The sequence below is a fragment of the Streptomyces sindenensis genome, assembly GCF_014649035.1.
GTDB lineage: Bacteria > Actinomycetota > Actinomycetes > Streptomycetales > Streptomycetaceae > Streptomyces > Streptomyces sindenensis.
The window spans coordinates 111,308-135,522 of the sequence record NZ_BMSG01000007.1 but is presented as its reverse complement, the minus strand read 5'-3'; the positions used below and the strand labels follow the sequence as shown (position 1 = coordinate 135,522).

Below are 24,215 nucleotides of genomic sequence, written 5' to 3'. Positions count from 1 at the left end.
TGGGGCGGACATGCCCTCAGGCCCGCTCCCCGCCCCGTGGCCCCTCGGTCATGATCCGGCGCACGTCCGCACGCGTGATGGGGCCGCCCAGGTCGTGCGTCTCCTCATCCGCGACGAAGAAGCCGCCCCCGGCACCGCCTCCACATCCCGGGCGTGACTGGCCCTCGACTGCCGCCAGCACGGCGTCGGCCAGCTCCGACACCGTACGTCCGCCGACGTCGATCCGGTCCAGACCGCGCGCCTCGACCTCGTCCGCCATCAGCGCCTGATAGCGGCCGGTGCGCGCCAGGAACCGGTCCATCAGCAGCCGCTCCCGCTCCGTCGCCTCCGCGTACCGCCCCGCCGCCCGCACCCGGTCGCGTACGACCGTGGTGTCGGCGGTCAGCCACACAGCGGCCGTACGGGGCGCCGTCAGCCGGGCGACGCGCTCGGGCCACAGCGCCGAGCCCTCCAGGACCAGACCCGGTGCCCCGTCCCGCGCGTGGTCGGTGATCAGCTCCTCGATACGCGGCCAGAGCCTTTCGTAGTGGGCGAGGACGGAGGCGACGAGCTCGTCGGTGGTCAAGGTCCCGTAGTGCTCGGCGACATGGTGCGGCACCTCGTGCTCCGGGGTCCGCCAGGGCCGCCCCGGGTGGCGGGCGAGACCGTCCGTGGAGCGGCGCTCGAACCCGAGCCGGTCCGCCACCGCCTCGGCGACGGTCGACTTCCCGGTGTTCGAGGTCCCGCCGATCAGCACCACCCGTGCATCGCGCATGCCCACGACCCTACGTCCCGTCCCGGTCCGGCCCGGGAGCTTCACCGCTCCGCCGCCCCCAGCCGCTCCCGCTGCGTCCGGGCCCACCCGTATCCCGGATCCAGCTCCAGCGCCCGGTCCAGGTCCGCCCGTGCCTCCGGCAACCGCCCCAGGGCCTCCAGGGCGAGGGCCCTGCTGCCGTGGGCCCAGGCGTACTCGGGGTCCAGGGCCAGCGCCCGTCCGTAGCAGGCGACGGCCTCCTCGTACCGGCCCGTTGCCCGGTACACCTCGCCCCGCTCCCCCTCCGTCCCGGCCCGCCCGGGGTTCAGCTCCTCGGCCCGGTCCAGGTCGGCGAGGGCGCCCACCGGGTCGCCCAGGACCGAACGGACCCGGGACCGCCGCACCAGCGCCCACGCGTACTCCGGCCACAGGGCGATCGCCCGGTCGAAGTCGTCGAGCGCCTCCTCGTGCCGGCCCAGGGCGTGGCGGACCAGGCCCCGGCTGCCCAGCGGCACGGCGTCGGACGGGTCCATCGCGTGCGCCCGGTCCAGGACGGTCAGGGCCTCCTCCAGGCGGCCCATCCGCCGGTACGTCTCGCCCCGCTCCCGCACCGCCCAGGCCCAGGCGGGGGCGATCTCCTCGGCCCGGTCCAGGTCGGCGAGGGCTTCCTCGTACCGGCCGAGCGACCGCAGGATCACCGCCCGTCCCTGGTGGGCGCGTTCGCTGCGCGGGTCCACGGCGACGGCCCGCCCGTGGTCGCAGAGCGCGGCGTCCAGCTCCCCGGCCCGGAAGCGGTCCCAGGCCCGCGCCACGAGGGCGGCCGCCCGATCCCGGTCGGTCAGCTCGGCCCGGGTCAGCAGGAGCCCGAGGGCGGCGGTGGGGCGGGGGCCGTGGTCGGTTATGGCGGCGAGCAGGTCCCGGCCCCACTCCCGCAGTACGGCGTTGTCGGCGTCCTCGCCCGCGTCCACCAGGGTCCGGGCCCAGTGCCGGGCGCGGGACGGCCGCTGGGCGAGCAGCTCGATCCCGGCGCGCAGGGCCTCGGGCAGTGCGGTGCGCGGGCGGGCGCACAGCCGGTGGTAGAGCACGTCCAGGGCCGCCCGGCGCCAGGGCTGCTCGGCCCAGAGCCGTTCCGGGTCGACACCCTCGGCCGCCGCGTCCCGGCGGGCCGCGAAGGCCTCGGCCAGCCGGTCGTGCGCCGCCTTCCACCGCCGGGGGGATCCGGTGCGCTGGAGGCGCAGCATGGGGGCCCGGACGACGGCGTGATAGCGGGAGCGTCCGCTGTACGGCTCGGCGACGAAGGGCAGTCCGAGCAGCCAGTCGTAGAGCCCCGGCACGGTGTGCGGCCCGTCCTGCGGTACGGCGACGGCGACCAGGTCCTCGTCGAACCGGCGGGGCAGCGCGCAGGCGAGAGCGGCCGCCCGGCGGGCCGGGTCGCTCTCCCCGGCCAGGAAGCGTTCGACGGCGGTCGCGTTGGCCTCACCGGCCGCGCCGGGGTTGGCGGCGAGCGTCGACACCAGGACCGGCAGCCCGCCGGAGAGCCGGAGCACTTCCCGTACGACGGGCTCGGCCACCACGCCGCGTTCATGGAGGAGTTGACGCGCCTCCTCCTCCGTGAACGGCCCCAGCGGCACATCGGCGACGAGCCGGCCCCGGTCGCCCCAGTGCGCGGGGTCGAGGCGGCGCTGTCCGGCCAGGGTGAGGACGAGGTTGGCGGGCAGTTCGCCGTACCGCCCGGGGGTGAACAGGTCCGCGAGCCACCGGTCCAGTTGGGGTGCGGTGCGCTCGTAGGTGTCCAGGAACAGGGCGATCCAGGGCACGGCGTCCGCGACCCGGTCGAGTTCGGCGACGAACACCGGGGGGAGGACCTGGACCGGTTCCGCCAGCAGCCGGGCCTCCTCCTGCTGCCGGGCCCGCCCGCCGAACACCGCCCGCAGTCCGCCCGCGCCGCGCGCCACGACCGCCGGGTCGATGCCCCCGGCCAGCGCCCCGACGACCGGTATCGCCCCGGCCGCGAGCAGCCCGGCCTGCGCGGCGGCGAGCGCCCCGGGCGAAGGGGCCCCGGCCGATGCCTCGTTGTCCGCCGCGAGCCGCCCCGCCGCCTCGTGGAGCGCGCGCCGGTAGGTGGCGAGCAGCCGGTCGAGCGCCTTGAGAGGATGCCCCTGCTCGGCGAACTGCGCGGCGAACGCGGCGAGTACGTCCGGTACGGAGTCGGCACTCTCGTCGGCCGACGCGGTCAGCGCCCCGAACTCCCCTGCGGCTTGGCGCCATTCCCGCAACAGCGAGGTCTTGCCGACCCCGGCGTTCCCTCGCACGTGAAAGACGAACCGGTGCCGGGGGTCCTCGGGCGGCAGGGTGAAGTTGCCTCGGAACAGTGCCAGTTCGGCCTCTCGCCCGACGAATGCGGCGCGGCGCTGGCCTTCGACGATCTGCTGGAGGGAGAGGCGGCGGGGACTGGACGGCGACATGGGGTCAGTCTGTCAGCGGCCAAGGCCCCACGGGAGCCGCCGCCGTCCCTCATGGATCGCCGGCGTCCGGCAGCCGCAGCCCCCGGCTGGGCGCGACGAGCAGCACGTCCCGCGGGAAGAGGACGGCCGGCGTCAGCGCGAACCGTACGGCGGCCCCCGTACACCGCAGGGCCCGCGCCCACGTCCTCACCGGACAGTGCGCGGACCCTCGTGCCTACTCGACCGCCCGTGAGTTCCGGCGCTCATGGCCACCATGTGAGCCGGCTGAACCGGGACGAGGTCGCCTCCGCCCTCGCGCCGCCGATCCCCTAGGGCGCGGAACGCACCGTCCCGGTCCGCCTGAAGCCGACCCGGAAGGGCGCCCCGGTCACGCTGGAGGCCCCCCTCCGCGCCCCGGCTACCGAAAGACGGCCTACTTCCAGCCCACTCCGGGCTGAGCTCTCAGGCCCTGATACGCGCCTCGGCCCAGGCATGGGCGGCCGTCACGTCCTGCGTGGCCGTCGTCGGGCAGCCCCAGAGCTGCTCACCGCTGTGGATCGCCGCCGCGCGCTCCGCCGGGATGTCCCCCGGCGCGACGAAGGCGAGCCCGCGGCAGAACTCCGCGAGGCCGGGCCGGATCGACTTGAGGGTCCGGACGCGGTCGGCGGCGGAGGGCACGTCGCCGGAGGCCGACGGGGTACGCCCCTCCGGCGGTGCGGGCATCCGGAGGACCGCCGCGAACGGCTCCTCGCGCTCCGTCAGGGCGCGCAACTCGTCGAGGATCACCGCCTGGGCGTGCTCCATGGGCAGTCCCGAGGCGTCGATCTCCCGTGGTTCCTGTACCACTCTCCGTACGTCCATCGGGCGACGGTAGCAGCATTAGCGACCAACGGTCACTAATAGGCGCGCGCCTTCTCTGCGTACGCTGCCCCGATGAACAGCACCGGAGGGAAAACGCGGCCCGGACGGCCACCCCGGCTGAGCCGGGAGCGGATCGCCGAGGCCGCCCTCCAGGGGGACGTCGCGACGCTCACCATGCGGGAGCTCGCGACGAGGCTCGGGGTCTCGCACTCGTCGCTGTACCGGTGGGTGCCCGACCGCGACGGTGTGCTGGACCTCGTCAGCGAGGTCATGGTCGAGCGGGTGCTCCCCGAGGACGAGCCCGATGACGAGAACTGGCTCGACTGGCTGACGCGACTGGCGTGGGCGATGCACGACGAGTTCCTGGCGGTGCCGGGATACGCCGCGCATGTGGCCCGGCCGCACCGCCACCACCCCGAGTCCTTCGGGCGGCTGCGCGACCGGGCCGTCGCCGCGTTCCGGGCCGGCGGCGCCGACGTACGGCAGGCCGAGGAGAACTGGGCCCTCTTCGGCCTCGGCGTCGTCCGGTGGCTGGCCGCCACGGGCAACGCCCCCAAGGAGCCGCCGTTCGCCCGCTACCTGGACTTGCTGCTGCGCGGCCTGGCCTGCCGGGACGGGGATCACGGTCCGCTCCGGCACCAGGACCACGACCAGGACCAGGGCCAGGACCAGCGGACGTCGGGCACCCGGGCGACCTGACCACGGGGGGCGGCGCCCGTACTGGGCTGGGCCCGGGCGCACCTCGACCGCCCGCCGACGGTCGAGGCCCCCCGATCGGAGCCTCACCGAGCGACTACCGACGCGCCTCTCCTCCGGCGTAACGGCGCAACGGCGCAACGGCGCAACGACTCATCGGGCCCCGGTGGCCTTCACGCCCAGGGATCGAAGGGGATCCCGGCGGGCTTGGAGTTGTTGAGGAGATGGCGGAAGCGGTCGTCCTTGTCGGTGACCTTGATGGTCGCGGCCCCGAAGTCGGCGTTCATGAGCTTGTCGCGCAACTCCGCGCTGGGAAAGCCGTTCCAGTCGACGATCGGGGGGTAGCGCCAGTTGCCGTAGTGGTTCTCCGGCGGCTCGTCGTTGCCGTTGGCGAGACGGAAGAAGTGCGTGCTCGGACCGTCCTTGTGGTAGACGGCCTTGGGGTGCGAACCGTCGAACCGTACCTGTGAGCGCGGGTAGGTCTTGACGGTGCTGTGCTGGGTGGTCGAGACGTAATCCACCTGGTTCGACGCCTGGTTGACCCAGGAGATGACGTGCTCGAAGTCGTGCCGGTGCCCGCCGAGCCCACTGCCGTGGACGGCCTGGTCCTTCTCGAAGTAGCTCGCGTAGACGATGCCGCACCAACCGTTGTTGCACTTCGAGCGGGCGTACGTCTGGGAGTTGTCCAGGTCCCACCGGTCCCGGCAACTGCCGTTGATCGCACCGGTCGTCCTGAGCCCCGGAGCGAGGGTGCCGTCCGGACCGATGGCGGGAGTGGCGTAACAGCCGTCGCCGTCGTAGTCGTAGGCGGGCGAGAAGGTCTGCTCGTAACCACCGGCGTTCTGGGGGAGGCTGCGCGGCGGGTCGGCGTGGGCGGCGGAGGCGGTACCCAGCACGAGGAGGCCTGCGGCGGCGAGGGTGGTGGCGGTGCGGCCGACTTTTCGGTTGCGGAAGGGACGTGATCCGGCTGCGGCCGGGGGTGCCTTCCTGCGGACCTTGCGGAGGAAATCCGGCATCGACGAAGTTCGCATGACCTCTATCGCTCCTGACTCGGCAGCACGTCACGGCTGGTGTGACTCCCGCAAGACTTGCCCGGGTCATGACAGAAAGAAACGGAAGGCCGCCCCCCACCTGCCGGGCGTCATCCAGCAGTGGCCCACCCAGCAAACGATCAAGGGGCAAAGCCAACGTGAGGGAAGAGGCAGCCGCAGGGCTGGCGGCGCGCTTGCCATCGAGTCCACTCGAAGTCCTACAGTGCGCGCACGGACCCGGATCCGGCCCCAGCAACCCCGCACCCACCAGGGAGCTCGACCATGCTCTACCGCACACTCGGCGGCACCGGCATCGAGGTCAGCGCGCACTGTCTCGGCACGATGATGTTCGGCTCGGTCGGCAACCCCGACCACACCGACTCCGTACGCGTCATCCACGCCGCCCTCGACGCGGGCATCAACTTCGTCGACACCGCGGACATGTACTCCGCCGGTGAGTCCGAGACCATCGTCGGCAAGGCGCTGAAGGGACGGCGCGACGACGTCGTCCTCGCCACCAAGGTCCACTTCCCGATGGGCGAAGGGCCCAACCGGGGCGGGAACTCGCGGCGTTGGATCGTCAAGGCGGTCGAGGAGAGCCTGCGCCGCCTGGGCACCGACTGGATCGACCTCTACCAGGTGCACCGCCCCGACCACACCACGGACATCGAGGAGACCCTCTCCGCGCTGACCGACCTCGTGCGGGCGGGGAAGATCCGCGCCTTCGGCTGCTCGACGTTCCCGGCCGAGGAGATCGTGGAGGCGCACGTCGTCGCCGAACGGCGCGGGCTCGGGCGGTTCCGGACCGAGCAGCCGCCGTACTCGATCCTCGCGCGCGGCATCGAGCGGGCCGTCCTGCCGACCTGCCGGCGGTACGGGATGGGCGTGCTGACCTGGTCCCCGCTGGCCTCCGGCTTCCTGACCGGTAAGTACCGCAAGGGCGGGGCCATCGACCTGACCAGCGGGCGGGCGGCGCTGCATCCGCACCGGTTCGACCCGGACGCCCCGCTGACCGCCACCAAGCTGGACGTCGTCGAGCAGCTCGTCGCCGTGGCCGACAGCATCGGGACGACCCTGCCCGAGCTGGCGGTCGCCTTCCCCCTCGCCCACCCCGCCGTCACTTCGGTCATCATCGGCCCGCGCACGATGGAGCAGTTGGAGGGGCTGCTGAAGGGCGCCTCGCTCACGCTGGACGACGAGACGCTCGACCGGATCGACGCAATCGTCGCCCCCGGCACCGACGTCTACCCGCCGGACTGCGTGTGGACTCCGCCCTCCCTGACCGACGTGGCCCAGCGCAGGCGGCCGGTGGGCGAACGCGCAGCTGCGTAAGCCCAGGCGTTTCTACGGTGCTTCGACCGTGGTCGGCCTTCTCGCCAGGAAACTGACCACCGGCCGCTTCGCGCCCTCCTCCGGCGCTTGCAGCGTCTGCGCCGTGATCGCGAAGCCCGCGCGCTCCAGCAGCCCGGCGATCCGGTCCGCGGGCAGCCGGTAGCTGTCGAAGGGGGCGGGGTCGCCGTCACCGCAGCCGTACGTACGCCGCTGGTGCTCCTCCTCGCCGACCCGGGTGACGAGGAGGAGGCGCCCGCCGGGGGCCAGGACGCGGTAGAACTCCCCGTACACCTGCGGCAGTTCAGCCGGAGGCAGGTGGTGGGTGGAGTAGAACGCCAGGATGCCGCCGAGTTCGCCGTCGCCGGCCGCCAGTGTGGACATCGGACCGACGTCGAAGCGCAGGCCCGGGTGGGCTGCGCGGGCTAGAGGGAGGGGGAACCAAGCCCCCTCCCTCCCCGCCCCCAGTTCCCTCAGTTCGGCAGCACCGGCAGCAGCTCCGGCAGGTGCCCGTCCGACGCCGTGGCCGCCGCGACACGCTCGGCCGGGACCTCGCCGTAGAGCGTCGTACGGGGACGGGACGGGCGGCCCGCCAGGTCGGCGATGGCCTTCAGGTCCTGGATGGAGCGGTACGAGCCGTAACTCGACCCGGCCATACGGGAGATGGTCTCCTCCATCAGCGTGCCACCCAGGTCGTTCGCGCCCGAGCGGAGCATCTCCGCCGCACCCTCCGTGCCGAGCTTCACCCAGCTCGTCTGGATGTTCGTGATGTGCGGGTGGAGGAGGAGTCGCGCCATCGCGGTGACGGCGCGGTTGTCGCGGTCCGTCGGGCCCGGGCGGGCGATGCCGGCCAGGTAGACCGGGGCGTTGGTGTGGATGAAGGGGAGCGTCACGAACTCCGTCAGGCCGCCTGTCTCCTGCTGGAGCCGGGCCAGCGTGCGGAAGTGGCCCAGCCAGTGGCGGGGCTGGTCCACATGGCCGTACATCATCGTCGAGGACGAGCGCAGGCCCACCTCGTGCGCGGTTCTGATGACCTCCAGCCAGGTGGCCGTGGGCAGTTTGCCCTTGGTGAGCACCCAGCGGACCTCGTCGTCCAGGATCTCCGCCGCCGTACCGGGGATCGAGTCGAGCCCGGCCTCCTTGGCGGCCGTCAGCCAGTCGCGGATCGACATCCCGGTGCGGGTGGCCCCGTTGACGACCTCCATGGGCGAGAACGCGTGGACGTGCATGCCGGGGACGCGTTCCTTCACCGCCCGCGCGATGTCGAAGTACGCCGTGCCGGGCAGGTCCGGGTGGATACCGCCCTGCATGCAGACCTCGACCGCGCCGACGTCCCACGCCTGCGCCGCCCGGTCCGCGACCTGGTCCAGGGAGAGGGTGTACGCGTCGGCGTCGGTGCGGCGCTGGGCGAAGGCGCAGAAACGGCAGCCGGTGTAGCAGACGTTGGTGAAGTTGATGTTCCGCGTGACGATGTACGTGACGTCGTCGCCGACCACGTCCCGGCGCAGCGCGTCCGCGATCCGGCACAGCTCGTCCAGCGCCGGGCCGTCCGCGTGCAGCAGGGCGAGGGCCTGGTCGTCGGTGAGCTTCGTCGGGTCGTCGGCGGCCTGGCTCAGCGCCTGGCGCACGTCGGCGTCGATGCGGGACGGGACCATGCCGGGGGCCGCCGCCTCGCGGAGCGCCTCCCAGTCCCCGTACACCTCGTCGAAGTCATCGCGGCGGTCGCCCGTGCGGCCCTCGGTGTCGATGGTGGCGTGCAGGTCGGTGCGGCCGGAGGAGGTGAAGCCCTCGTCCGGCTCCTGCCAGGGCAGGCCTTCCGGGATCGCCCCCTCACGGGCGAGGCCCGTCTCCGGGTCGGCCAGGGCGCGGACGTGCGGGAGGAGCCGGGGGTCGAGCCAGGGCTCGCCGCGCTGGATGAACTCGGGGTAGATGGTGAGGCGCTCGCGGAGCTGGAAGCCCGAGTCCGCCGTCTTCTCCGCCAGTTCGTCGATGTGCGGCCAGGGACGTTCCGGGTTCACGTGGTCGGGGGTCAGCGGCGAGACCCCGCCCCAGTCGTCGATGCCCGCGCCGATGAGGAGCGCGTACTCGGCGTCCACCAGGTTCGGCGGCGCCTGGATCCGGGCGGAGGGGCCGAGGATGTGCCGGGCCACGGCGATCGCGGCGGCCAGCTCCTCCAGTTCCGCGTCGGGCATCCCGCGCATCGCCGTGTCCGGCTTGGCGCGGAAGTTCTGCACGATGACTTCCTGGATGCCGTGGTAGGCGCGGGCCGTCTTCCGCAGCTCGAAGAGGGAGTCGGCGCGCTCCTCGTAGGACTCGCCGATCCCGATGAGGATGCCGGTGGTGAAGGGGACGTTGGAGCGCCCCGCGTCCTCCAGCACCCGCAACCGTACGGCCGGTTCCTTGTCCGGGGAGCCATGGTGCGGGCCACCCGGCTCGGACCACAGCCGGGTCGCCGTCGTCTCCAGCATCATCCCCATCGAGGGGGCCACGGGCTTCAGCCGCTGGAGGTCGGTCCAGGTCAGGACGCCCGGGTTGAGGTGGGGCAGCAGGCCCGTCTCCTCCAGCACCCGGATCGCCATGGCGCGTACGTACGCGAGGGTGTCGTCGTACCCCTCCGCCTCCAGCCACTCCCGCGCCTCGGGCCACCGGTCCTCGGGGCGGTCGCCGAGCGTGAACAGCGCTTCCTTGCAGCCCATCGCCGCACCCTCGCGGGCGATCTTCAGCACCTCGTCGGGGGACAGGAACATCCCGTGGCCCGCGCGGCGCAGTTTGCCGGGGACGGTGACGAAGGTGCAGTAGTGGCACCGGTCGCGGCAGAGGCGGGTGAGCGGAATGAAGACCTTGCGGGAGTACGTGATCACGCCCGGCCGGCCCGCGGCCTCCAGGCCCGCGTTCCGGACGCGGGCGGCGGACGCGGCCAGATCCTTCAGGTCGTCGCCGCGCGCCTGGAGCAGGACGGCGGCCTCGGTCACATCGAGGGCGACACCGTCGCGGGCTCGTTTGAGCGCACGCCGCATGGCGTTGGAGGTGGGACGTCCGCTCTGAGGATCGGGATCGGGATCGGTCATGAACCGAGCATACGAGCGAGGCGCGCGCCCCGGACCAGGGCCTGGGACCTGTATGCGCAGGCCGCCGGGTGCTCCCGGTCACTCGTGCGGGCCGACTCACCCGGATGAGCGCCGGTCGACGGCGTCCTCACGCCTAAGGTCGGAACGGTGATGGAAACGATCGTCCTCGACATCGGTGAAACCCTCGTACGCGACGACCGGCACTGGGCGTCCTGGGCCGACTGGCTCGGTGTACCGCCGCACACGCTCGGTGCGTTGGTGGGCGCGGCCGTCTCGCAGGGCCGCGAGGCCACGGACGCGCTGCGGATCCTGCGGCCCGGCATGGACGTCGAGGAGGCATGTCGCGCGCGGGCCGCCGCCGGGCGCGGCGAACACCTCGACGAATCGGACCTCTACCAGGACGTCCGGCCCGCTCTGGGCGAACTGCGGGCCGCGGGCGTGCGGGTCGTGGTGGCGGGGGACGGCACGGTCCGGGCCGGGGAGCTGCTGCGGGCGCTGGACCTGCCCGCCGACCTGGTGGTCACCTCGGACGAGTGGGGCGTACGGAAGCCCGATCCGGAGTTCTTCGCGCGGGTGGCCGAGGCGTCGGGCGCGGCCCCGGAGGCGACGCTGTACGTGGGCGACCACCCGGCCGACGACCTGTTCCCGGCCGCCGCGGCGGGGCTGCGGACGGCGCATCTGCGGCGGGGGCCGTACGGGCACTGGTGGGCGGACCACCCGGACGTGGTGGAGACGGCGGACTTCCGTATCGACGCGTTGACGGAGTTGGTGGGGTTGGTGGGGGCGAAGGAGGCCACTGGCTCGACGACGTCGGAGGGATCGCCTGCATCGGACGGATCGCCTGCGTCGGACGGATCGCCTGCGTCGGATGCCTCCCCCGAGGGCACGACGAAGGTGGTACGACGCGGGGCGTTGCGGTCGGTGCGTCAGGTGTACTGAACGGCGGGGCCGGGGCGCCCCCTTCGTGCCGCGACGGCGTTGATCCGGCGTGACCGGAAAGCGGCTTGCGGGACGACCGCACGCGAATCGGCTGGTATTACTGGGGCATGCAGGAAAAGACCGCCCGCTCCGCGATCGACACGTTCATTTCCGCGTTCAACGCCTCGGACGACAGCTATGTGACGGCCCTGCTCGCCCAGGCTCTGACCTCGGACGTGGTCTTCTGGGGGCCGCTGGGCCGCAGCGAGGGAATCGCCGCAGTCGAACGGTTCGTGCTGGACATCCGGCGCCACCCGGCGGGGACCGGCACCATGGTGCGTTGCTCGGCGGTGGACATGCCTGACGAGTGGGCGCGGTACCAGTGGGTCTTCACCACGCCGGACGGCGGCCCCCGCCTGACCGGAACCGACATCGTTCATCTGCGGCGCAGCCTCATCGACCAGATCATCGTTTTCGCGGGAGAGGTCGGGCCGCCCACCTCCTGAGGCGCCCTTCTGTCGCTGCTCTTCCCTGCGGGCTGTTCGAACCCTTTCGGTTCCGCATCGCCGACGAGGCGAGCCGTGCTCCGCGAGTCGGCTCACGCTTCACGCGCGATGCCCAGGCCAGGGGCTTCCTACGGCGGAGCGCCACGTGACTCCAGTGTCGTGGACGGGCCCGTGGTCGCCGTCCCCCTCACCGCGTTCTCGGCGTTCGTCGCGGGCGTCCGCAGCGGGACGTTCGACACCGTCTGAGGAACCGAGCAGCAGGATGCCCCGCCGCGCGCGGCACGGCGGGGCATCGCGCCCTGGACGCGGAGGCCGCGTCCGTACGTCAGGCCTTGGCTCCTCTCCTCAGCGACAGGGCGAACGCGTAGCTGGTGACGGGCAGGATGACGATCGGCGGGGCGGGCAGCAGGAGCAGCGCGAGGCCGAGGGCGGCCAGGGAGGCCGCCAGGGACACCCGGCCGAAGGCGGTCCGCCGCCGGACGAGGTCAGGGGCGTGGCGGACGGCGGCGAGCATCAGCAGGCCGCAGGCGATGACGAAGAGGGCCATGGCGATGCTCATGCCGTGGGTGACGTCGAGGGCGGTGCGTTCCAGGCCGAGCAGGGTGAACGTGGACTCCCGCATCGCCGTGTCGGCCGTACGTTGCTCGGGGGTCGGGGTGGCCGAGGCTCTCGCGGCGGTGAAGGCGAGGTGACCGGCCCCGAGGACGACGAATCCGTACGCGCCGATCCTGAAAGGCCGTACGGGGTCGGATCCGGTGGAAGTCCGGGCGGCGGTCGCGGTGTTCATCGCTGCTGCTCCTCCCCCTTGATGTCGACGGACCGGCTTGAGGACTGGGCCGAACCGAGCGCCGGGGCCGGGCCGGGCGGGGGCTGCCAGCCGAGGAGCGTGTCCAGCCCTCGGGTCGTGACTGCCGACGGCGTGGCCCGTACGGCGAAGTTGCGGACGGAGACCGCCAGGGGATGGGAGAGCCGGGCGAAGTCCCCCATGCGCCGGGAACGGCGGCTGATCCGCGTCGTGCGCCCGAGCCGGGCCTCCGTGTAGGCGGCGAGCGCGGCCGGTACACCAGTGTCGCCCGCGAGGAGGTGCGCCAGGACCACCGCGTCCTCGATGGCCTGGCAGCCGCCCTGGCCCAGGTTGGGTGTCATCGCATGGGCGGCGTCACCGAGCAGGGCCACCCGGCCGGAGTGGAACCGGGGCAGGGGCACGGCGAGTTCGTGGAAGTCGTGGTGGAGGATGGTCACGGGGTCGGGCTCACGCCGGTCCAGCCGGTCCAGGAGTGCCGGGATCGGATCGTGCCAGCCGCCGAAGCGGCGGACCAGCTCCGCACGGTGGTCGGCCGGCCGCGTACCGGGGCCAGCGACAGCGGTCGCGTACACATAGACCCGGCCGTCGGCGAGGGGGACGATCCCGAACCGCTCCCCTTTCCCCCAGGTCTCGGCGGCCGGGAGCGCGGGCAGGCCGGCGCCGGACAGCACCGCCCGCCAGCCGGTCTCACCGGCGTGGCGCGGACCGGGGTGCCGGGGAAAGAGCTGCCCCCGGAGCGCGCTGCGCAGTCCGTCGGCCGCCACGACGGCATCGGCCCGCAGCTCCCCCGCCGACGTACGCACCACGACCGCACCCTCGGCGGCCTCGTCCACCCCGCCCACCGAGACGCCGAGGCGCAGCGCGCCGGGCGGCAGGGCGGCGGCGAGGGCGTCGATCAGGAAGCCGCGGTGGACGGCGCGGGCGGGAAGCCCGTAGCGGGAGGCCGCGGCGCCGGTCCGGCTCAGCCACGCCCCGTCGGAGGTACGGAGTCCGAGCACACCGGCCAGGGACTCGCCCACCGACACCGCGGGCCCCAGGCCGATCGACTCCAGGGCACGCAGGGCGTTGGGGGCGAGCACGATCCCCGCGCCGATCCCCGTGAGGGCCAAGGCCCGTTCGCACACGGTCACCCGCCATCCGCGACGGCTCAGCGCCACCGCGGCGGTCAGGCCACCGATCCCGCCCCCGGCCACGACAGCATGACGAACACCCACAAGGATCGCCTCCCCACGCGCACCCTCTACGCCTGTAGAGGCTCATGGGCCGCACTCTACACCTATAGAGTGCGGACCATGCCTGCTCACCTCCCCGACCGCCGGGACCTGATCGCCGACACCGCCATCGCCACCGTGGCCGCCGCAGGTCTGCGCGGCCTGACCCACCGCGCGGTCGACACGGCGGCGGAGCTGCCCGCCGGCAGTACGTCGTACTACTTCCGCACGCGATCCGCCCTGATCAGCGCCTGCTACCTCCGCCTGGCCACGCTGACGGTCGCCGACGTGGACCGCTGGGAGGCCCGGCACGGCGTCCCGGACCCGGACTCCGCCGCCGAGGCCCTGGCCGCGCTGCTGCACCACTGGCTGACCGCGGGACGGGACCGCCAGCTGGCCCGCTTCGAGCTGAGCCTGGAGGCGACCCGCCGCCCTGAACTCCGCGCCGGCCTGGAGACCGCCGGCCGCGCCGCCCGCGCCAGGGCCGCCACCCTGCTGGCGTCGCTCGGCGCCCCCGATCCGGAACAGGCGGCGGACCTGCTCGTCGCCTGGACCGACGGCCTGCTGTACGACCGCATCGCCGGCGCCCCGGCCGCGAGCCGCCCGGCACCGGACCCGGCCGAACTGACCCTGGTCGTACGGCGGATGCTCACCGCCCTGCTCGCCCCCTGAGGGTTTCGGGGCCTCGGGCCCGGCACCCCGTTGCGTGCCCCAGGCGCACCTGCACGGTTCCGTCCTCAAACGCCGGACGGGCTGGGACCGCGGGCCCACGCCGGACGGGCTGGGGTGGACCGGCCCTAGGTCCTGTCGTCAAACTGCCGTCGTCGCCCGGAGGGCGGCCGCGCGGCGTCCGGTGCGTGCGATCGCAAGGCGCCTGAATGGTCTTGTAGCGGAGCTACCAGGGCATTCAGGCAACGCCGCGAGCGTGCGTGCCGGGCGTCGCACGGCAGACGGCAGTTTGACGACAGGACCTAGTCCCCCAGCACCGCCTGCATCACGCTCTTCGCGATCGGGGCGCCCAGCCGGCCGCCCGAGATGTCCGAGCGGGAGATGTCCATGTCCGTCGGGTCGATGAACACCGCGACCGCCACCGAACGCCCGTCGTCCTTCTTGCCGTAGCTGACGAACCAGCCGTACGGGACCTCGTCGCGGACGTCCACACCGCGCTGGGCGGTGCCCGTCTTGCCGCCGACCGTGACACCGTCGATCAGGGCGCGCTGGGCGCTGCCCTCCTTCGCGGTGTGCTCCATCATCTCCTGGACCTTCTTCGCGGTCTCCGGCGAGACGGCCTGGCTCATCTCCATCGGCTCGTTCTTCTCCAGCGTGGAGAGGTCCGGGCCGCGCAACTCGTCGACGATGTAGGGCTGCATCAGCTTGCCGTCGTTGGCGAGGGCCGCCGTGACCATCGCCATCTGCATCGGGGTGCTGGTCAGGCTGCCCTGGCCCATGCCGGTGAGGGCCGTGCCGGGCTTGTCGAGCTTCGGCGGGTAGAGGCTCTTCGTGGCGAGCATGTCGCCGAACTCCTCCGCGTACACGTCCTCGTTGAAGCCGAACTTCTCCGCCGTCTCCCGCATCCGGTCCTCGCCCAGCTCGGCGGCGGCGTCGAGGAAGACGTTGTTGCAGGAGTACTGCATGGCGGTCTTCATGGACGCCTTGCTGCACACGGCGTCGCCCGCCTCGCTGCCGATCTTGTTGGAGGAGAGCGGCAGCGGATACGGCGAGACCGCGTCCGTCCGGGCGTCCACGTCGGTGACCACGCCGTGCTCCAGCGCCGCCGCGGCCGTGAGGATCTTGAAGGTGGAGCCAGGGGGGTACGTCTCGCGCAGCGGGCGGTTGGCCAGCGGCTTGCCCTTCTTCTTCTCCAGCGCGGTGAAGCGCTCGCTCTCCTTGAACGTGATGCCGGCGAAGACCTCGGGGTTGTACGAGGGGGTGGAGACCAGCGACAGCACCTTCCCGGTGCGCGGGTCCAGGGCGACCACCGCGCCCCGGGCGCCCAGGTCCGTCAGCCCCTTGTAGGCGGCCTTCTGCGCCTTGGCGTCGATCGTGGTGATCACATCGCCGCCGCGCCGGGGCTGTCCCGTCAGGACGTCCTTGGCGTGCCGGAAGGCGAACCGGTCGTCCTGGCCGCTGAGGATGCTGTCGTAGGTCCGCTCCAGCAGCGAGGTGCCCCGGGCCTGGGAGGCGTAGCCGGTGACGGGCGCGTACATCGGACCGTTCTTGTAGGTCCGGCGGAACGCGTAGTCCCGGCTCCCGGTCTCCTTCGACCCGGTGATCGCCTTGCCGCCGACGATGATGTCGCCGCGCGGGGTGGCGAACCGCTCGAACCGCACCCGGGCGTTGTGCTCGTGCTGGGCCAGCTCCTGGCGGTCGACGTGCTGGAGCCAGTTCGCCCGCAGCAGCAGGCCCAGCACCAGCAGCCCGCAGAAGATGGCTATGTGCCGCAACGGCCTGTTCATTCCGCTCCCCACCCCGGGCGGGCCTCCGGCCCGCGTGTGCGTTCCCCGGTGAGTAAGGATGCCTTGTCGGCCGGCCCGGTTGCACCGGCGGCCCCGGAGAGCCCGTGCTCGGAGGTCAGAGGAACGCGGCGTAGGCGTCCAGGGTCCGCAGCACCTCCGGTTCGTCCGCCGGGGGCAGCTGGAGCACGACCTCCTCGATGCCCAGCTCCGCGTAGTGGGCGAGCTTCCCGGGGCTCGGCCGGACCGCGTACGGCACCACCTGGAGGCTCTTGGGGTCCCGCCCGGCCTCCTCCCAGGCCGCCCGCAGCTTCGGCAGGGACTCCGTGAGCCCCCCGCCGCCGATGGGCAGCCAGCCGTCGGCGTACTCCGCGATGTGCGCGAACAGCTTCGGGCCCGCGCCGCCGCCGATCAGGGTGCGCGGGCCGTTGACCGGGCCGCGGGGCCGCTGGAAGGGCTTGGGGTGCGCCTCGCTCGCCTGCACCGATCCGGACGCGCCCGCGTACCCGGTCGGCTCGTCCGCCCACAGGGCCCGCATCAGCGCCATCCGGTCCCGGACCCGGTCCCGGCGCGTCGCCCACTCCACCCCGTGGTCGGCGGCCTCCTCCACGTTCCAGCCGTAGCCGACGCCGAGCGTGAACCGGCCGCCGGAGAGATGGTCCAGGGTGGCCGCCTGCTTGGCCAGGTCGATCGGGTCGTGCTGGGCGACCAGCGTGATGCCGGTGCCGAGGGTGAGGCGCTCGGTGACGGCGGCGGCCTGGCCGAGGGCGACGAACGGGTCCAGGGTGCGGCCGTACTCGCGGGGCAGCTCACCGCCCATCGGGTACGGCGTACGGCGGCTGACCGGGATGTGCGTGTGCTCGGGCAGATACAGTCCGCCGAACCCCCGCTGCTCCAGTTCGCGGGCGAGCCGGACCGGGGTCACCGTCTCGTCGGTGAGGAAGATCGTGGTGGAAATCCGCATCGAAGCCACCTCCATGGCCGTTGTCGTTCCGCACGTCGTCTTGTTACGTCGGCTGTTGCTTCGTCCTTCTGTACGTCGTCCGCGCGAAGCGCCAACGTAAGCCGTATGCCGGTGAAATCCGAGACCGTGACCGCCATGGACTCCGCCCCGGACTCCGCCGTGAACCGGCGCGGCCTCCTCGCCGCGACCGCCGCCACCGCCGCCACCGGCCTGACCTTGGCCAGGCGTTGGCCAGGCGTTGGCCAGGCGGCCGCCGACTGCACGGTGCGCCTGGTCACCGATCAGGGGGGTCCTGCTGACGACCCCGCTGCCCACGGCGGGAGCGGGCGTGGTGGAGTGGCGTACGACCCCGCCCACGCCGCGTACGTGCGCGCCGAGATCCGGCACGCACCGGCCCCTCCCGGGCTGCCGGGCGCGTTCGCGGCGCTCACCAATCCGGTCTTCCTCGACGCGAGGGCCGGTACGGCGGGCCGCGAAGCGGGAAGGGACGAGGCACGCACGGCGGAGAGGCCGGGCCGAGAGGAGCGGGCATGGGACCGGGAGTGGGGCGGGGCGCGGGGCCAGGGCCGGGGCTGGGGTACTTCCTGCTGCCGGCGGGCGGCGCGCTGAGCCTGACCGGGGTGATCACCGGCAACGGCACGCTGATCAGTCTGAGCTGGATCATGTGGGTGCTCGGGATCCTGCTGGTCCTGGGCAACCGGTACCGCCGCCCCGCCGACCCGCGCGCGCTGGCGGCCGCGGCCGCCGCCGGGGACGCCCGGGCGGTGCGGGGGCTGCGGACGCTCGCTCTCACCGCGCGGGCCGAGGGGCGCCCCGACACGGCCGAGCGGCTGCTGCGGCAGGCGGTGAAGGCCGGTGACGTGGAGTCGATGTGGGAGCTGGGCCGCCTGGTCGAGCAGCGCGAAGGACTGGTGGCGGCGGAGCCGTGGTTCCGGATGGCGGCGGAACGCGGGCACGCGGTGGCCAAGCGGCTGTTCCGCCCGGGCGGCGCGCTGCACCCGGACGGGGCGGACCCGGCTCCGTAACTCCGTGGCGCCGGAACTCCGTCACGCCGGCCCCAGCGCCGCCCTCGTCTACGCCAGTCCCAGCGCCGCCCTCGTCAGGAACGCGAGCCGGGCCGTCTTCTCCGGCTTCCGGATCTCCGGGCCCAGCTCGAACCCGATCCGGACCATCCGGGCGATCGCCCTCTCGTTGCGGGCGTCCGGCTCCACGACGACCCGCAGGCGGGCCGGGTCGCTGAAGACGTAGGCGATGAACACGGTGAGCAGGGCATCCGTGTACCCCTTCACCGCTCCTTCGTCCTCGGCGGGTGCGATCAGCAGGTGGATGCCGAAGTCTCCGGGCTGGACGTCGTAGCACTCGCCGACCGGGTCGGCGTCCGGCTCGTACGTCTGGAAGAGCGCGGCCGGGACCCCGTCGCGCAGGACGAGGTAGGCGTGGTGCGTGGGGAGCGAGTCGACGAACTCGTAGATCTCCCGGACCTGTTCGCGGGTGTGGCCGAGCATGCCCCAGAAGCGGGCCCGCTCCTCGGAGACCCAGCCGTGCAGCAGCTCGGCGTCGGCCGCCGGGTCGACCGGGACGAGACGGACGGTGCCGAAGCCCTCGACCTTCTGCTCGTGGACGGCCGGGCGGAGGGCGGGGGCGACGGGTTCGGCAACGGTCACGGCGGGGTTCTCCTCGGGATGGCGCGTCGTGCGGTGGGACGTCGTCGTGCGGTGGTGCGTCGTGCGGTGCAGCAGGTTCCAGTCCGTGACGACCGGGGCGAGCTCGCCCCGTACCCACAGGGGCGTCTGGTCGCGGTTATGGGCGGATCCGGGGGCTCCGGACGCGCCGAACGGGACCGCCCACCGGCTGTCCTCGCGGCGGGCCAGGTCCCAGACGTACCGGGCGGCCGGGCCCCGGGCGAACAGATCGGTGACGCCGGGGACGCTGGAGGTCGACAGCACACAGTCGTGGTCGCCCGCGACCCCCGGCCGGATCGCCTCCGCGCCGGAGTCGCCGGAGTCGCCGGAGTCGGCGGAGCCGGCGGGCGGGCGGTCCGGGAGGGCCTGCCAGGGGGAGAGCCGGTGCAGCTCGCCCCACGGGCCGGGCGGGGTCTCCTCGGCCGCCGCCGCGACGGCCTCGGCCGAGGCGGCGACGAGCGCCAACCGGTCCTCGTACGGCAGGAGTCCGACGGTGAGCAGGCTCTCCAGGGCGTAGCCGATCCGGGGTACGGCGGCGAGCCAGGGGCGGAAGAGCGCGGGGTAGGCGGCCGAGCGCCAGGGATCGTCCTCGCCCGTGATGCTCTCCAGGGCGGGGTGGGCGGCCAGCCGGTGGACGACGTCGCTGCGCAGGCGGGCGTAGAGACTCGCGTCGGTGCTGTCCGCTTCCATGTGGCGGTCCCAGCGCAGCAGCCGGTCCCGGAGGCGTTCGGCGGAGGGGCCGAGGTCCGGGGCGCAGGCGAGCAGCGACAACAGTGGGCGGGAGGAGGCGAGGAGGGTGTCGGTGTGGACGGCGGCCTGGGCTGCGGAGGTCCAGTCGGTGTCCGCGCCGAGCAACTCCGCAATCCGGCGGGCCCGGTGCGGGGGTGCGAACTCGACGCCGAGCGGGGCGGCGAGGCCGCGTTCGTTCGCCATCACCGCGATCCCGCCGCAGTCGCCGGAGCCGTCGGAAGCGCCGGAGCGGTCCGAGCCGTCGACCTCGGTACGGGGCAGGGGGGCGGCCTCGCCCTCGCGCCAGGCGTACGCCGGGTCATCGGCGGGAACGACCCGCAGCCGGTTGGCGTACGGGCGCACCGGCACATGCCCGGCGACGCGGTGCAGGGTGCCTCCGGCGGTGTCGGCGGCGAGGACCACGTTGACGGGTTCGACCCAGCGGTCGAGGGCGGTGTCGACGTCGGCGACCGTACGGGCCCGGAGCAGCGCGGGGAGCGCGTCGAAGCCGAGCTCGCCGGTGACGCGGGGCGGGTAGCGCAGGCTGATGCCCTCCCCGGGCCCGGGGGCGGTGGACTCGGGGCCGCCTCCGATGATCACCGGCCCCCGGTCCGTCTCGATCACCTCGACCCGCTCGGGGTCCGCCCCCGCCACCTCGATCGTCTCGGTGTGGGCGTGGGCCCGGTACCAGCTGTCCGGGCCGAGCGCCTCCACCCCGCCGTCCGGGGTGCGGCGCAACCGCTCCCGGTAGAGGTCCTGGTAGTCGGCCATGGCGTTGGTGATCGCCCAGGCGACGTGGCCGGTGTGGCCGAAGTGGGCGATGCCGGGGATGCCGGGGACCGCGAGGCCGACGACGTCGAACTCGGGGCAGGCGAGCCGGATCTGCTGGTAGACGCCGGGGTCCTCGATGAAGCGGTGCGGGTCGCCCGCGACGATCGGGGCGCCGGTGGCGGTGCGGGCGCCGGTGAGCAGCCAGCCGTTGCTGCCCGCGGTGCCGGGGCCGTCGGTGGCGAAGAGGGTCATCCGGTCCTCGCCGAGCCGGCGGGCCACCTCTTCGCGCCAGAGTTTGGTCGGGAACCCCGCGAACAGGATGTGGGTGGAGAGCCAGACGCCGAGCGGGGTCCAGGGCTCCCAGCGGCCGGGCGTGAGGCCCACGGCGGCGAACTCGGGTGCCTGCTCGGCCCCTTCGGCGAGGCCGTCGTTGACGCCGTCGACGTACGCCGACACCCAGGCGGCGGTCCGCGGTGCGAGGCGGTCGAAGCAGCGGCGGGCGGTGTCGGCGATCCGGGCCCGCCGGACGAACCGGTCCCAGTCGACGGCGTCCGCGCCGAGGTGGGAGGCGCTGGTGCCGAGCACCCGGTGGCGCTCGGTCTCCAGCTGCCACGCCCGGTCGAGGGCGGTGGCGTGGCCCTGCGCACGGGCCAGCGCGAGGGCGTCGGCGGCCCGCAGATGAGGTATCCCCCAGTCGTCCCGGAAGAGCTCGTGGTCCCCGGACCCCTCCCCCCGCGCCCGGTCCGGTCTCTCGCCCGGTCCGTCGCCCGCTCGCTCGCTGTCGACGTCAGCGGTCATTGCTCTGCCCATCCCCTGCTCCCGGTGGTTTTCAGCCACTCCCCAGCCCCCGAGATTTAGGTTAGCCTAACCTAAAGCGCCCTTTCAGGCAGTGGGCCGGGGCGACAGGAGAGGGTGGGGAGCACCGTGGGGCATGGCTGGGAAGGCGTCGTTCTCAAACTGTTGCGGGGGCGGGATTTCACGTTCACCGTGACCGGCGCCGAGCAAGTCACCGACCGCTACCGCCGGGTGCACCTGACCGACGGCGGGCTGCTCGCCGCGACCGGCGGGGCGCACCCCACGATGTGGGTGCGGCTCTGGTTCGAGAAGGCCGGCAAGCCGCATCAGCGCGCCTACACGCTGGTCGACCCGGACCCCGAGGCCGGGACCTTCAGCCTGGAGTTCGCCCTCCACGAGGGCCCCGCCTGCGACTGGGCGCGAGCGGCCGAGCCCGGCGACACGATCGACGCGACGCTCCAGGGCACCGGTTTCACGCTGCCCGACCCGGCGCCGGAGCGGCTCTTCGTGATCGGCGACGCGGCAGCGCTGCCCGCGATCAACTCCCTGCTGGACGCGGTCCCGTCGACCCCGGCGACCCTCTGGTTCGAGACCGCGCACGAGGACGACCGCAAGCTGCCGTTCCGCCTCGACGAGGCCCACCACACCCTGCACCACGTGGAGCGCCGCGAGGCGGGCGCCCACCTGGTCGCCGAGGTGAAGGCGGCCCTGCCGGAGGCGCTGGGCGCGGACCACTCGGACGCGTACGTCTGGGTCGCCTGCGACACGTCGACGACCCGGACCCTGTCGACGTACCTCCGCAAGGAGCTGGGCCTGCCCAAGGAGCGGGTGAACGCGCTGGGTTACTGGCGCCCGTAGGGCCCGAGAAGGCCACGGGCCCCGGCGAGCGGGCGCGCCGGGGCCTTCGCGCACCCGCCAACCGCGGCAACCACCCACCTGGGGACGCGGCGACTACGCGCCCGTGGACCGCAGCGACCTGCGCAGCAGCACCCCGCCGATCCCCACCAGGCTCGGGAAGCCGCTCTTCGGCATGGCCGCCGTGCCCACCGCACCGACGGCGGCCAGGACGACGCCCGCCGCGCGCTGGGCCGGCAGGTCCCCGTGCTCCTCGGCCGAGCGCAGCAGCCGGCCGCCCAGCCACAGCGTGGGGGCGGCGGCCATGAACCAGAAGGCGGCGGCCCGGTCGCCCCGGTCGGGGACGGAGCCGACGACGGGCCCCCGCCCGATATCGGCGAACACATCGCGGTAAATCACCGCACCGATGGCGCCATGAGCGATTCCGACCACCTGGAGCAGGCGTCCCGCCGAAGCTCGTGTCATGGCCCCATCGTACGAGCGGAGCCCCCACGGCCGAGGCCCCGCCCCGCCGCGCCCGTCGCCCCCTCGGCCGCGCCCCTGGACCTCAGTCCTCGACCACCAGCGCCGGGGTCTCCTTCGTCAGCACCTCGCCCCGGAAGAACGCCGGGCTGCGGCGCTCCATCGCGACCATCAGCACCACACCGAGGAGCAGCAGCCCCACCCCGATGACGAACACCGAGCCGACGCCGAACACCGAGGAGCCGGAGCCGTACGCCGGGTCCCACATGTCGTAGAGGGTCTTGGCGAAGACGGCGGCGAGCAGGATGCCGCCGAGCAGCGGGCAGAGGCCCTTGAAGACCAGGTCCCGGGCGGAGCGGGTCAGTTCGGCCCGGAAGTACCAGGCGCAGGCGAAGGCGGTCAGCGCGTAGTAGAAACAGATCATGAGGCCGAGCGCGTAGATGGTGTCGACCAGGACGTGCTCGCTGACCAGCGTCATCACGGTGTAGAAGACGCCGGTGCCGATGCCCGCCGTGATCGTGGCCCGACCGGGCGTCCTGAAGCGGGGGTGGACCTCGGCGTACGAGGCCGGCATCGCCTCGTACGCGGACATCGCGAGCACCGTGCGGGCGACCGGGATGAACGTGGTCTGGAGGCTGGCGGCGGCCGAGGCGAGGACCGCGAGGAAGAGCAGGACCCCGAGGCCGGGGCCCATCACCGGTCCGGCGAGGGCGGCGAAGACGTTGTCGGAGGTGTCCGGGTTGGCGAGGCCGAGCCCCGAGGTGCCGGAGCCGACGGCCATCTGGGCGGCGACACCGGTGGCGAGGTAGGAGCCGACCAGGACGACCATGGCGATGAGGGCCGCGCGGCCGGGGGTCTTCTCGCTGCCGGTGGTCTCCTCGTTGGCGGTCAGACAGGCGTCCCAGCCCCAGAACATGAAGATGGAGAGGGAGAGGCCCGCCGTGAAGGCGGCGAAGGACTGGACGGCGAAGGGGTTCAGCCAGGACCAGGAGAAGTCGAGCGAGGACGCGAAGTCCGGGCCGCCGCTGCCGGCCTTGCCGAGCGCCATCGTCACGAACAGGGCGAGGACGACCAGTTGGAGCCCGACCAGGGCGTACTGAATGCCCTTGGTGGCGGTCATGCCCCGGTAGCTGATCGCGGTGGCGACGGCGACGAGGGCGAGGCAGGTGATGATGTGGACGGGCTTGCTGTCGTCCAGGGCGGCCACCGAAGCGCTGCCGGTGATCTCGCCCGCCAGCAGCCAGAAGTACGAGGTGGCGACGCCCGCCAGGTTGGACAGCACGATGATCGTCGCGATGACGAGGCCCCAGCCGCACATCCAGCCGACGCGCGGGCCGAACGCCTTCACCGTCCAGGTGAAGGAGGTGCCGCAGTCCGGCATCGCCTTGTTCAGCTCGCGGTAGGCGAAGGCCACGAGCAGCATCGGCAGGAACCCGGCCAGGAAGACGGCGGGCATCTGCACGCCGACCTCTCCGGCGGTGGAGCCGAGGGTGGACGTCAGGCAGTAGACGGGCGCGACGGTGGAGACGCCGATGACCGCGCTGCCCATGAGGCCGACGGAGTTCCCGCCGAGCCCTTTGCCGCGCACGCCGCCGCTGTCACTGCCACCGTCGGCCGGGGCGCTTCCCCGTACCGTGTCTCCGGCCCGTGGCCGCGCGTCCAGCTGAGTCATGAGAAGGACGCTATGCGCTGCGATATCCACATCCGGAGCGTGAGACTCCAACGTCTCACCCTTGGATGCAGCAGCCAACTCCCCCGAAACACCTCCTTAATGCAAGGTTACATGTGCGTGAAACCTTGCAATGCATGCCACTCGGCCGCGAGTGACGACGTACGGTAACCGTAGCCCTGTCCGTTTTGGGTGGGTTCAAAATTTTCCCGCACCCTCTCCGTGCCCTCTCC

The 24,215-nt window shown here is 73.2% G+C and carries 20 protein-coding genes and 2 pseudogenes; 9 read left to right on the top strand and 13 right to left on the bottom strand.

The window, feature by feature from the left end; translation table 11 throughout:
* Nucleotides 1-16 precede the first annotated feature (16 nt).
* The 3 genes from IE145_RS11365 to IE145_RS11355 form a co-directional block, all read right to left on the bottom strand.
* Nucleotides 17-754, bottom strand: a complete 738-nt coding sequence (locus IE145_RS11365) for an AAA family ATPase (RefSeq protein WP_189520793.1) — start codon at nucleotides 752-754, stop codon at nucleotides 17-19.
* Nucleotides 755-795: 41 nt separating this feature from the next.
* Nucleotides 796-3,198 carry a tetratricopeptide repeat protein gene (locus tag IE145_RS11360; RefSeq protein WP_189520792.1) on the bottom strand — a complete coding sequence of 801 codons (2,403 nt, stop codon included), beginning with the start codon at nucleotides 3,196-3,198 and terminating at the stop codon, nucleotides 796-798.
* Nucleotides 3,199-3,639: 441 nt separating this feature from the next.
* Complete coding sequence (locus IE145_RS11355; RefSeq protein WP_189520791.1) at nucleotides 3,640-4,038, bottom strand: hypothetical protein; 399 nt, start codon at nucleotides 4,036-4,038, stop codon at nucleotides 3,640-3,642.
* A gap of 72 nt (nucleotides 4,039-4,110) precedes the next feature.
* Between IE145_RS11355 and IE145_RS11350 the strand changes: the two genes are divergently transcribed.
* Entirely contained in the window at nucleotides 4,111-4,737 is a 627-nt protein-coding gene (locus tag IE145_RS11350; RefSeq protein WP_229825505.1) for a TetR/AcrR family transcriptional regulator, read from the top strand.
* A gap of 170 nt (nucleotides 4,738-4,907) precedes the next feature.
* On the opposite strand, the gene IE145_RS11345 is transcribed toward IE145_RS11350, so the two are convergent.
* Nucleotides 4,908-5,765, bottom strand: a complete 858-nt coding sequence (locus IE145_RS11345) for an NPP1 family protein (protein ID WP_189520790.1) — start codon at nucleotides 5,763-5,765, stop codon at nucleotides 4,908-4,910.
* A 282-nt stretch (nucleotides 5,766-6,047) separates the two neighbouring features.
* On the opposite strand from IE145_RS11345, the gene IE145_RS11340 reads away from it, so the two are divergent.
* The gene (locus tag IE145_RS11340; RefSeq protein ID WP_189520789.1) at nucleotides 6,048-7,097 is read left to right on the top strand and encodes an aldo/keto reductase; all 1,050 of its coding nucleotides are present in this window, start codon (nucleotides 6,048-6,050) and stop codon (nucleotides 7,095-7,097) included.
* 12 nt (nucleotides 7,098-7,109) lie between these two features.
* On the opposite strand, the gene IE145_RS11335 is transcribed toward IE145_RS11340, so the two are convergent.
* The gene (locus IE145_RS11335; protein ID WP_268246814.1) at nucleotides 7,110-7,499 is read right to left on the bottom strand and encodes a class I SAM-dependent methyltransferase; all 390 of its coding nucleotides are present in this window, start codon (nucleotides 7,497-7,499) and stop codon (nucleotides 7,110-7,112) included.
* 68 nt (nucleotides 7,500-7,567) lie between these two features.
* On the bottom strand, nucleotides 7,568-10,162 hold the full coding sequence (locus IE145_RS11330; RefSeq protein ID WP_189520788.1) for a bifunctional FO biosynthesis protein CofGH: 2,595 nt from the start codon (nucleotides 10,160-10,162) through the stop codon (nucleotides 7,568-7,570).
* Nucleotides 10,163-10,312: 150 nt separating this feature from the next.
* Here IE145_RS11330 and IE145_RS11325 point away from each other — a divergent pair, with 150 nt between their 5' ends.
* From IE145_RS11325 to IE145_RS11315, 3 genes and pseudogenes are all read left to right on the top strand, one after another.
* Nucleotides 10,313-11,101, top strand: a complete 789-nt coding sequence (locus IE145_RS11325; protein WP_189520878.1) for an HAD family hydrolase — start codon at nucleotides 10,313-10,315, stop codon at nucleotides 11,099-11,101.
* Between the two features lie 107 nt (nucleotides 11,102-11,208).
* Entirely contained in the window at nucleotides 11,209-11,586 is a 378-nt protein-coding gene (locus tag IE145_RS11320) for a nuclear transport factor 2 family protein (RefSeq protein WP_189520787.1), read from the top strand.
* Nucleotides 11,587-11,709: 123 nt separating this feature from the next.
* Nucleotides 11,710-11,832 (top strand): annotated as a pseudogene (locus tag IE145_RS11315) (DUF397 domain-containing protein); the annotation flags it as partial.
* A gap of 79 nt (nucleotides 11,833-11,911) precedes the next feature.
* Here the strand turns inward: IE145_RS11315 and IE145_RS11310 are convergent.
* Both IE145_RS11310 and IE145_RS11305 read right to left on the bottom strand, forming a co-directional pair.
* Nucleotides 11,912-12,373 (bottom strand): LIC_13387 family protein, encoded by a 462-nt coding sequence (locus tag IE145_RS11310; RefSeq protein ID WP_189520785.1) that lies wholly within the window; start codon nucleotides 12,371-12,373, stop codon nucleotides 11,912-11,914.
* Nucleotides 12,370-13,605, bottom strand: coding sequence for an FAD-dependent monooxygenase (locus IE145_RS11305; protein WP_189520784.1), 1,236 nt, complete (start codon nucleotides 13,603-13,605; stop codon nucleotides 12,370-12,372). Before IE145_RS11305 ends, IE145_RS11310 begins: the two co-directional genes overlap by 4 nt.
* 78 nt (nucleotides 13,606-13,683) lie before the next feature.
* On the opposite strand from IE145_RS11305, the gene IE145_RS11300 reads away from it, so the two are divergent.
* A complete protein-coding gene (locus tag IE145_RS11300) occupies nucleotides 13,684-14,274 on the top strand; it encodes a TetR/AcrR family transcriptional regulator (protein ID WP_229825501.1) in 591 nt (196 codons plus the stop codon).
* Nucleotides 14,275-14,573: 299 nt separating this feature from the next.
* Here IE145_RS11300 and IE145_RS11295 read toward each other — a convergent pair whose 3' ends face one another.
* Together IE145_RS11295 and IE145_RS11290 are read right to left on the bottom strand one after the other, a co-directional pair.
* Nucleotides 14,574-16,058 carry a peptidoglycan D,D-transpeptidase FtsI family protein gene (locus IE145_RS11295; protein ID WP_189520782.1) on the bottom strand — a complete coding sequence of 495 codons (1,485 nt, stop codon included), beginning with the start codon at nucleotides 16,056-16,058 and terminating at the stop codon, nucleotides 14,574-14,576.
* 115 nt (nucleotides 16,059-16,173) lie between these two features.
* Entirely contained in the window at nucleotides 16,174-17,019 is an 846-nt protein-coding gene (locus tag IE145_RS11290; protein ID WP_189520781.1) for an LLM class F420-dependent oxidoreductase, read from the bottom strand.
* Nucleotides 17,020-17,268: 249 nt separating this feature from the next.
* Between IE145_RS11290 and IE145_RS11285 the strand changes: the two are divergent.
* Nucleotides 17,269-17,475: pseudogene (locus tag IE145_RS11285) on the top strand (CehA/McbA family metallohydrolase); the annotation flags it as partial.
* 74 nt (nucleotides 17,476-17,549) lie between these two features.
* A complete protein-coding gene (locus IE145_RS11280; protein ID WP_189520780.1) occupies nucleotides 17,550-18,044 on the top strand; it encodes an SEL1-like repeat protein in 495 nt (164 codons plus the stop codon).
* Nucleotides 18,045-18,092: 48 nt separating this feature from the next.
* Here IE145_RS11280 and IE145_RS11275 read toward each other — a convergent pair whose 3' ends face one another.
* On the bottom strand, nucleotides 18,093-20,999 hold the full coding sequence (locus IE145_RS11275) for a GNAT family N-acetyltransferase (protein ID WP_189520779.1): 2,907 nt from the start codon (nucleotides 20,997-20,999) through the stop codon (nucleotides 18,093-18,095).
* A 126-nt stretch (nucleotides 21,000-21,125) separates the two neighbouring features.
* Between IE145_RS11275 and IE145_RS11270 the strand changes: the two genes are divergently transcribed.
* Complete coding sequence (locus IE145_RS11270; RefSeq protein ID WP_189520778.1) at nucleotides 21,126-21,854, top strand: siderophore-interacting protein; 729 nt, start codon at nucleotides 21,126-21,128, stop codon at nucleotides 21,852-21,854.
* Nucleotides 21,855-21,947: 93 nt separating this feature from the next.
* Here the strand turns inward: IE145_RS11270 and IE145_RS11265 are convergent, their stop codons facing one another.
* Nucleotides 21,948-22,316 (bottom strand): DUF6463 family protein, encoded by a 369-nt coding sequence (locus IE145_RS11265; RefSeq protein WP_189520777.1) that lies wholly within the window; start codon nucleotides 22,314-22,316, stop codon nucleotides 21,948-21,950.
* Nucleotides 22,317-22,398: 82 nt separating this feature from the next.
* Nucleotides 22,399-23,985 (bottom strand): APC family permease, encoded by a 1,587-nt coding sequence (locus IE145_RS11260; protein ID WP_189520776.1) that lies wholly within the window; start codon nucleotides 23,983-23,985, stop codon nucleotides 22,399-22,401.
* Nucleotides 23,986-24,215 lie beyond the last annotated feature (230 nt).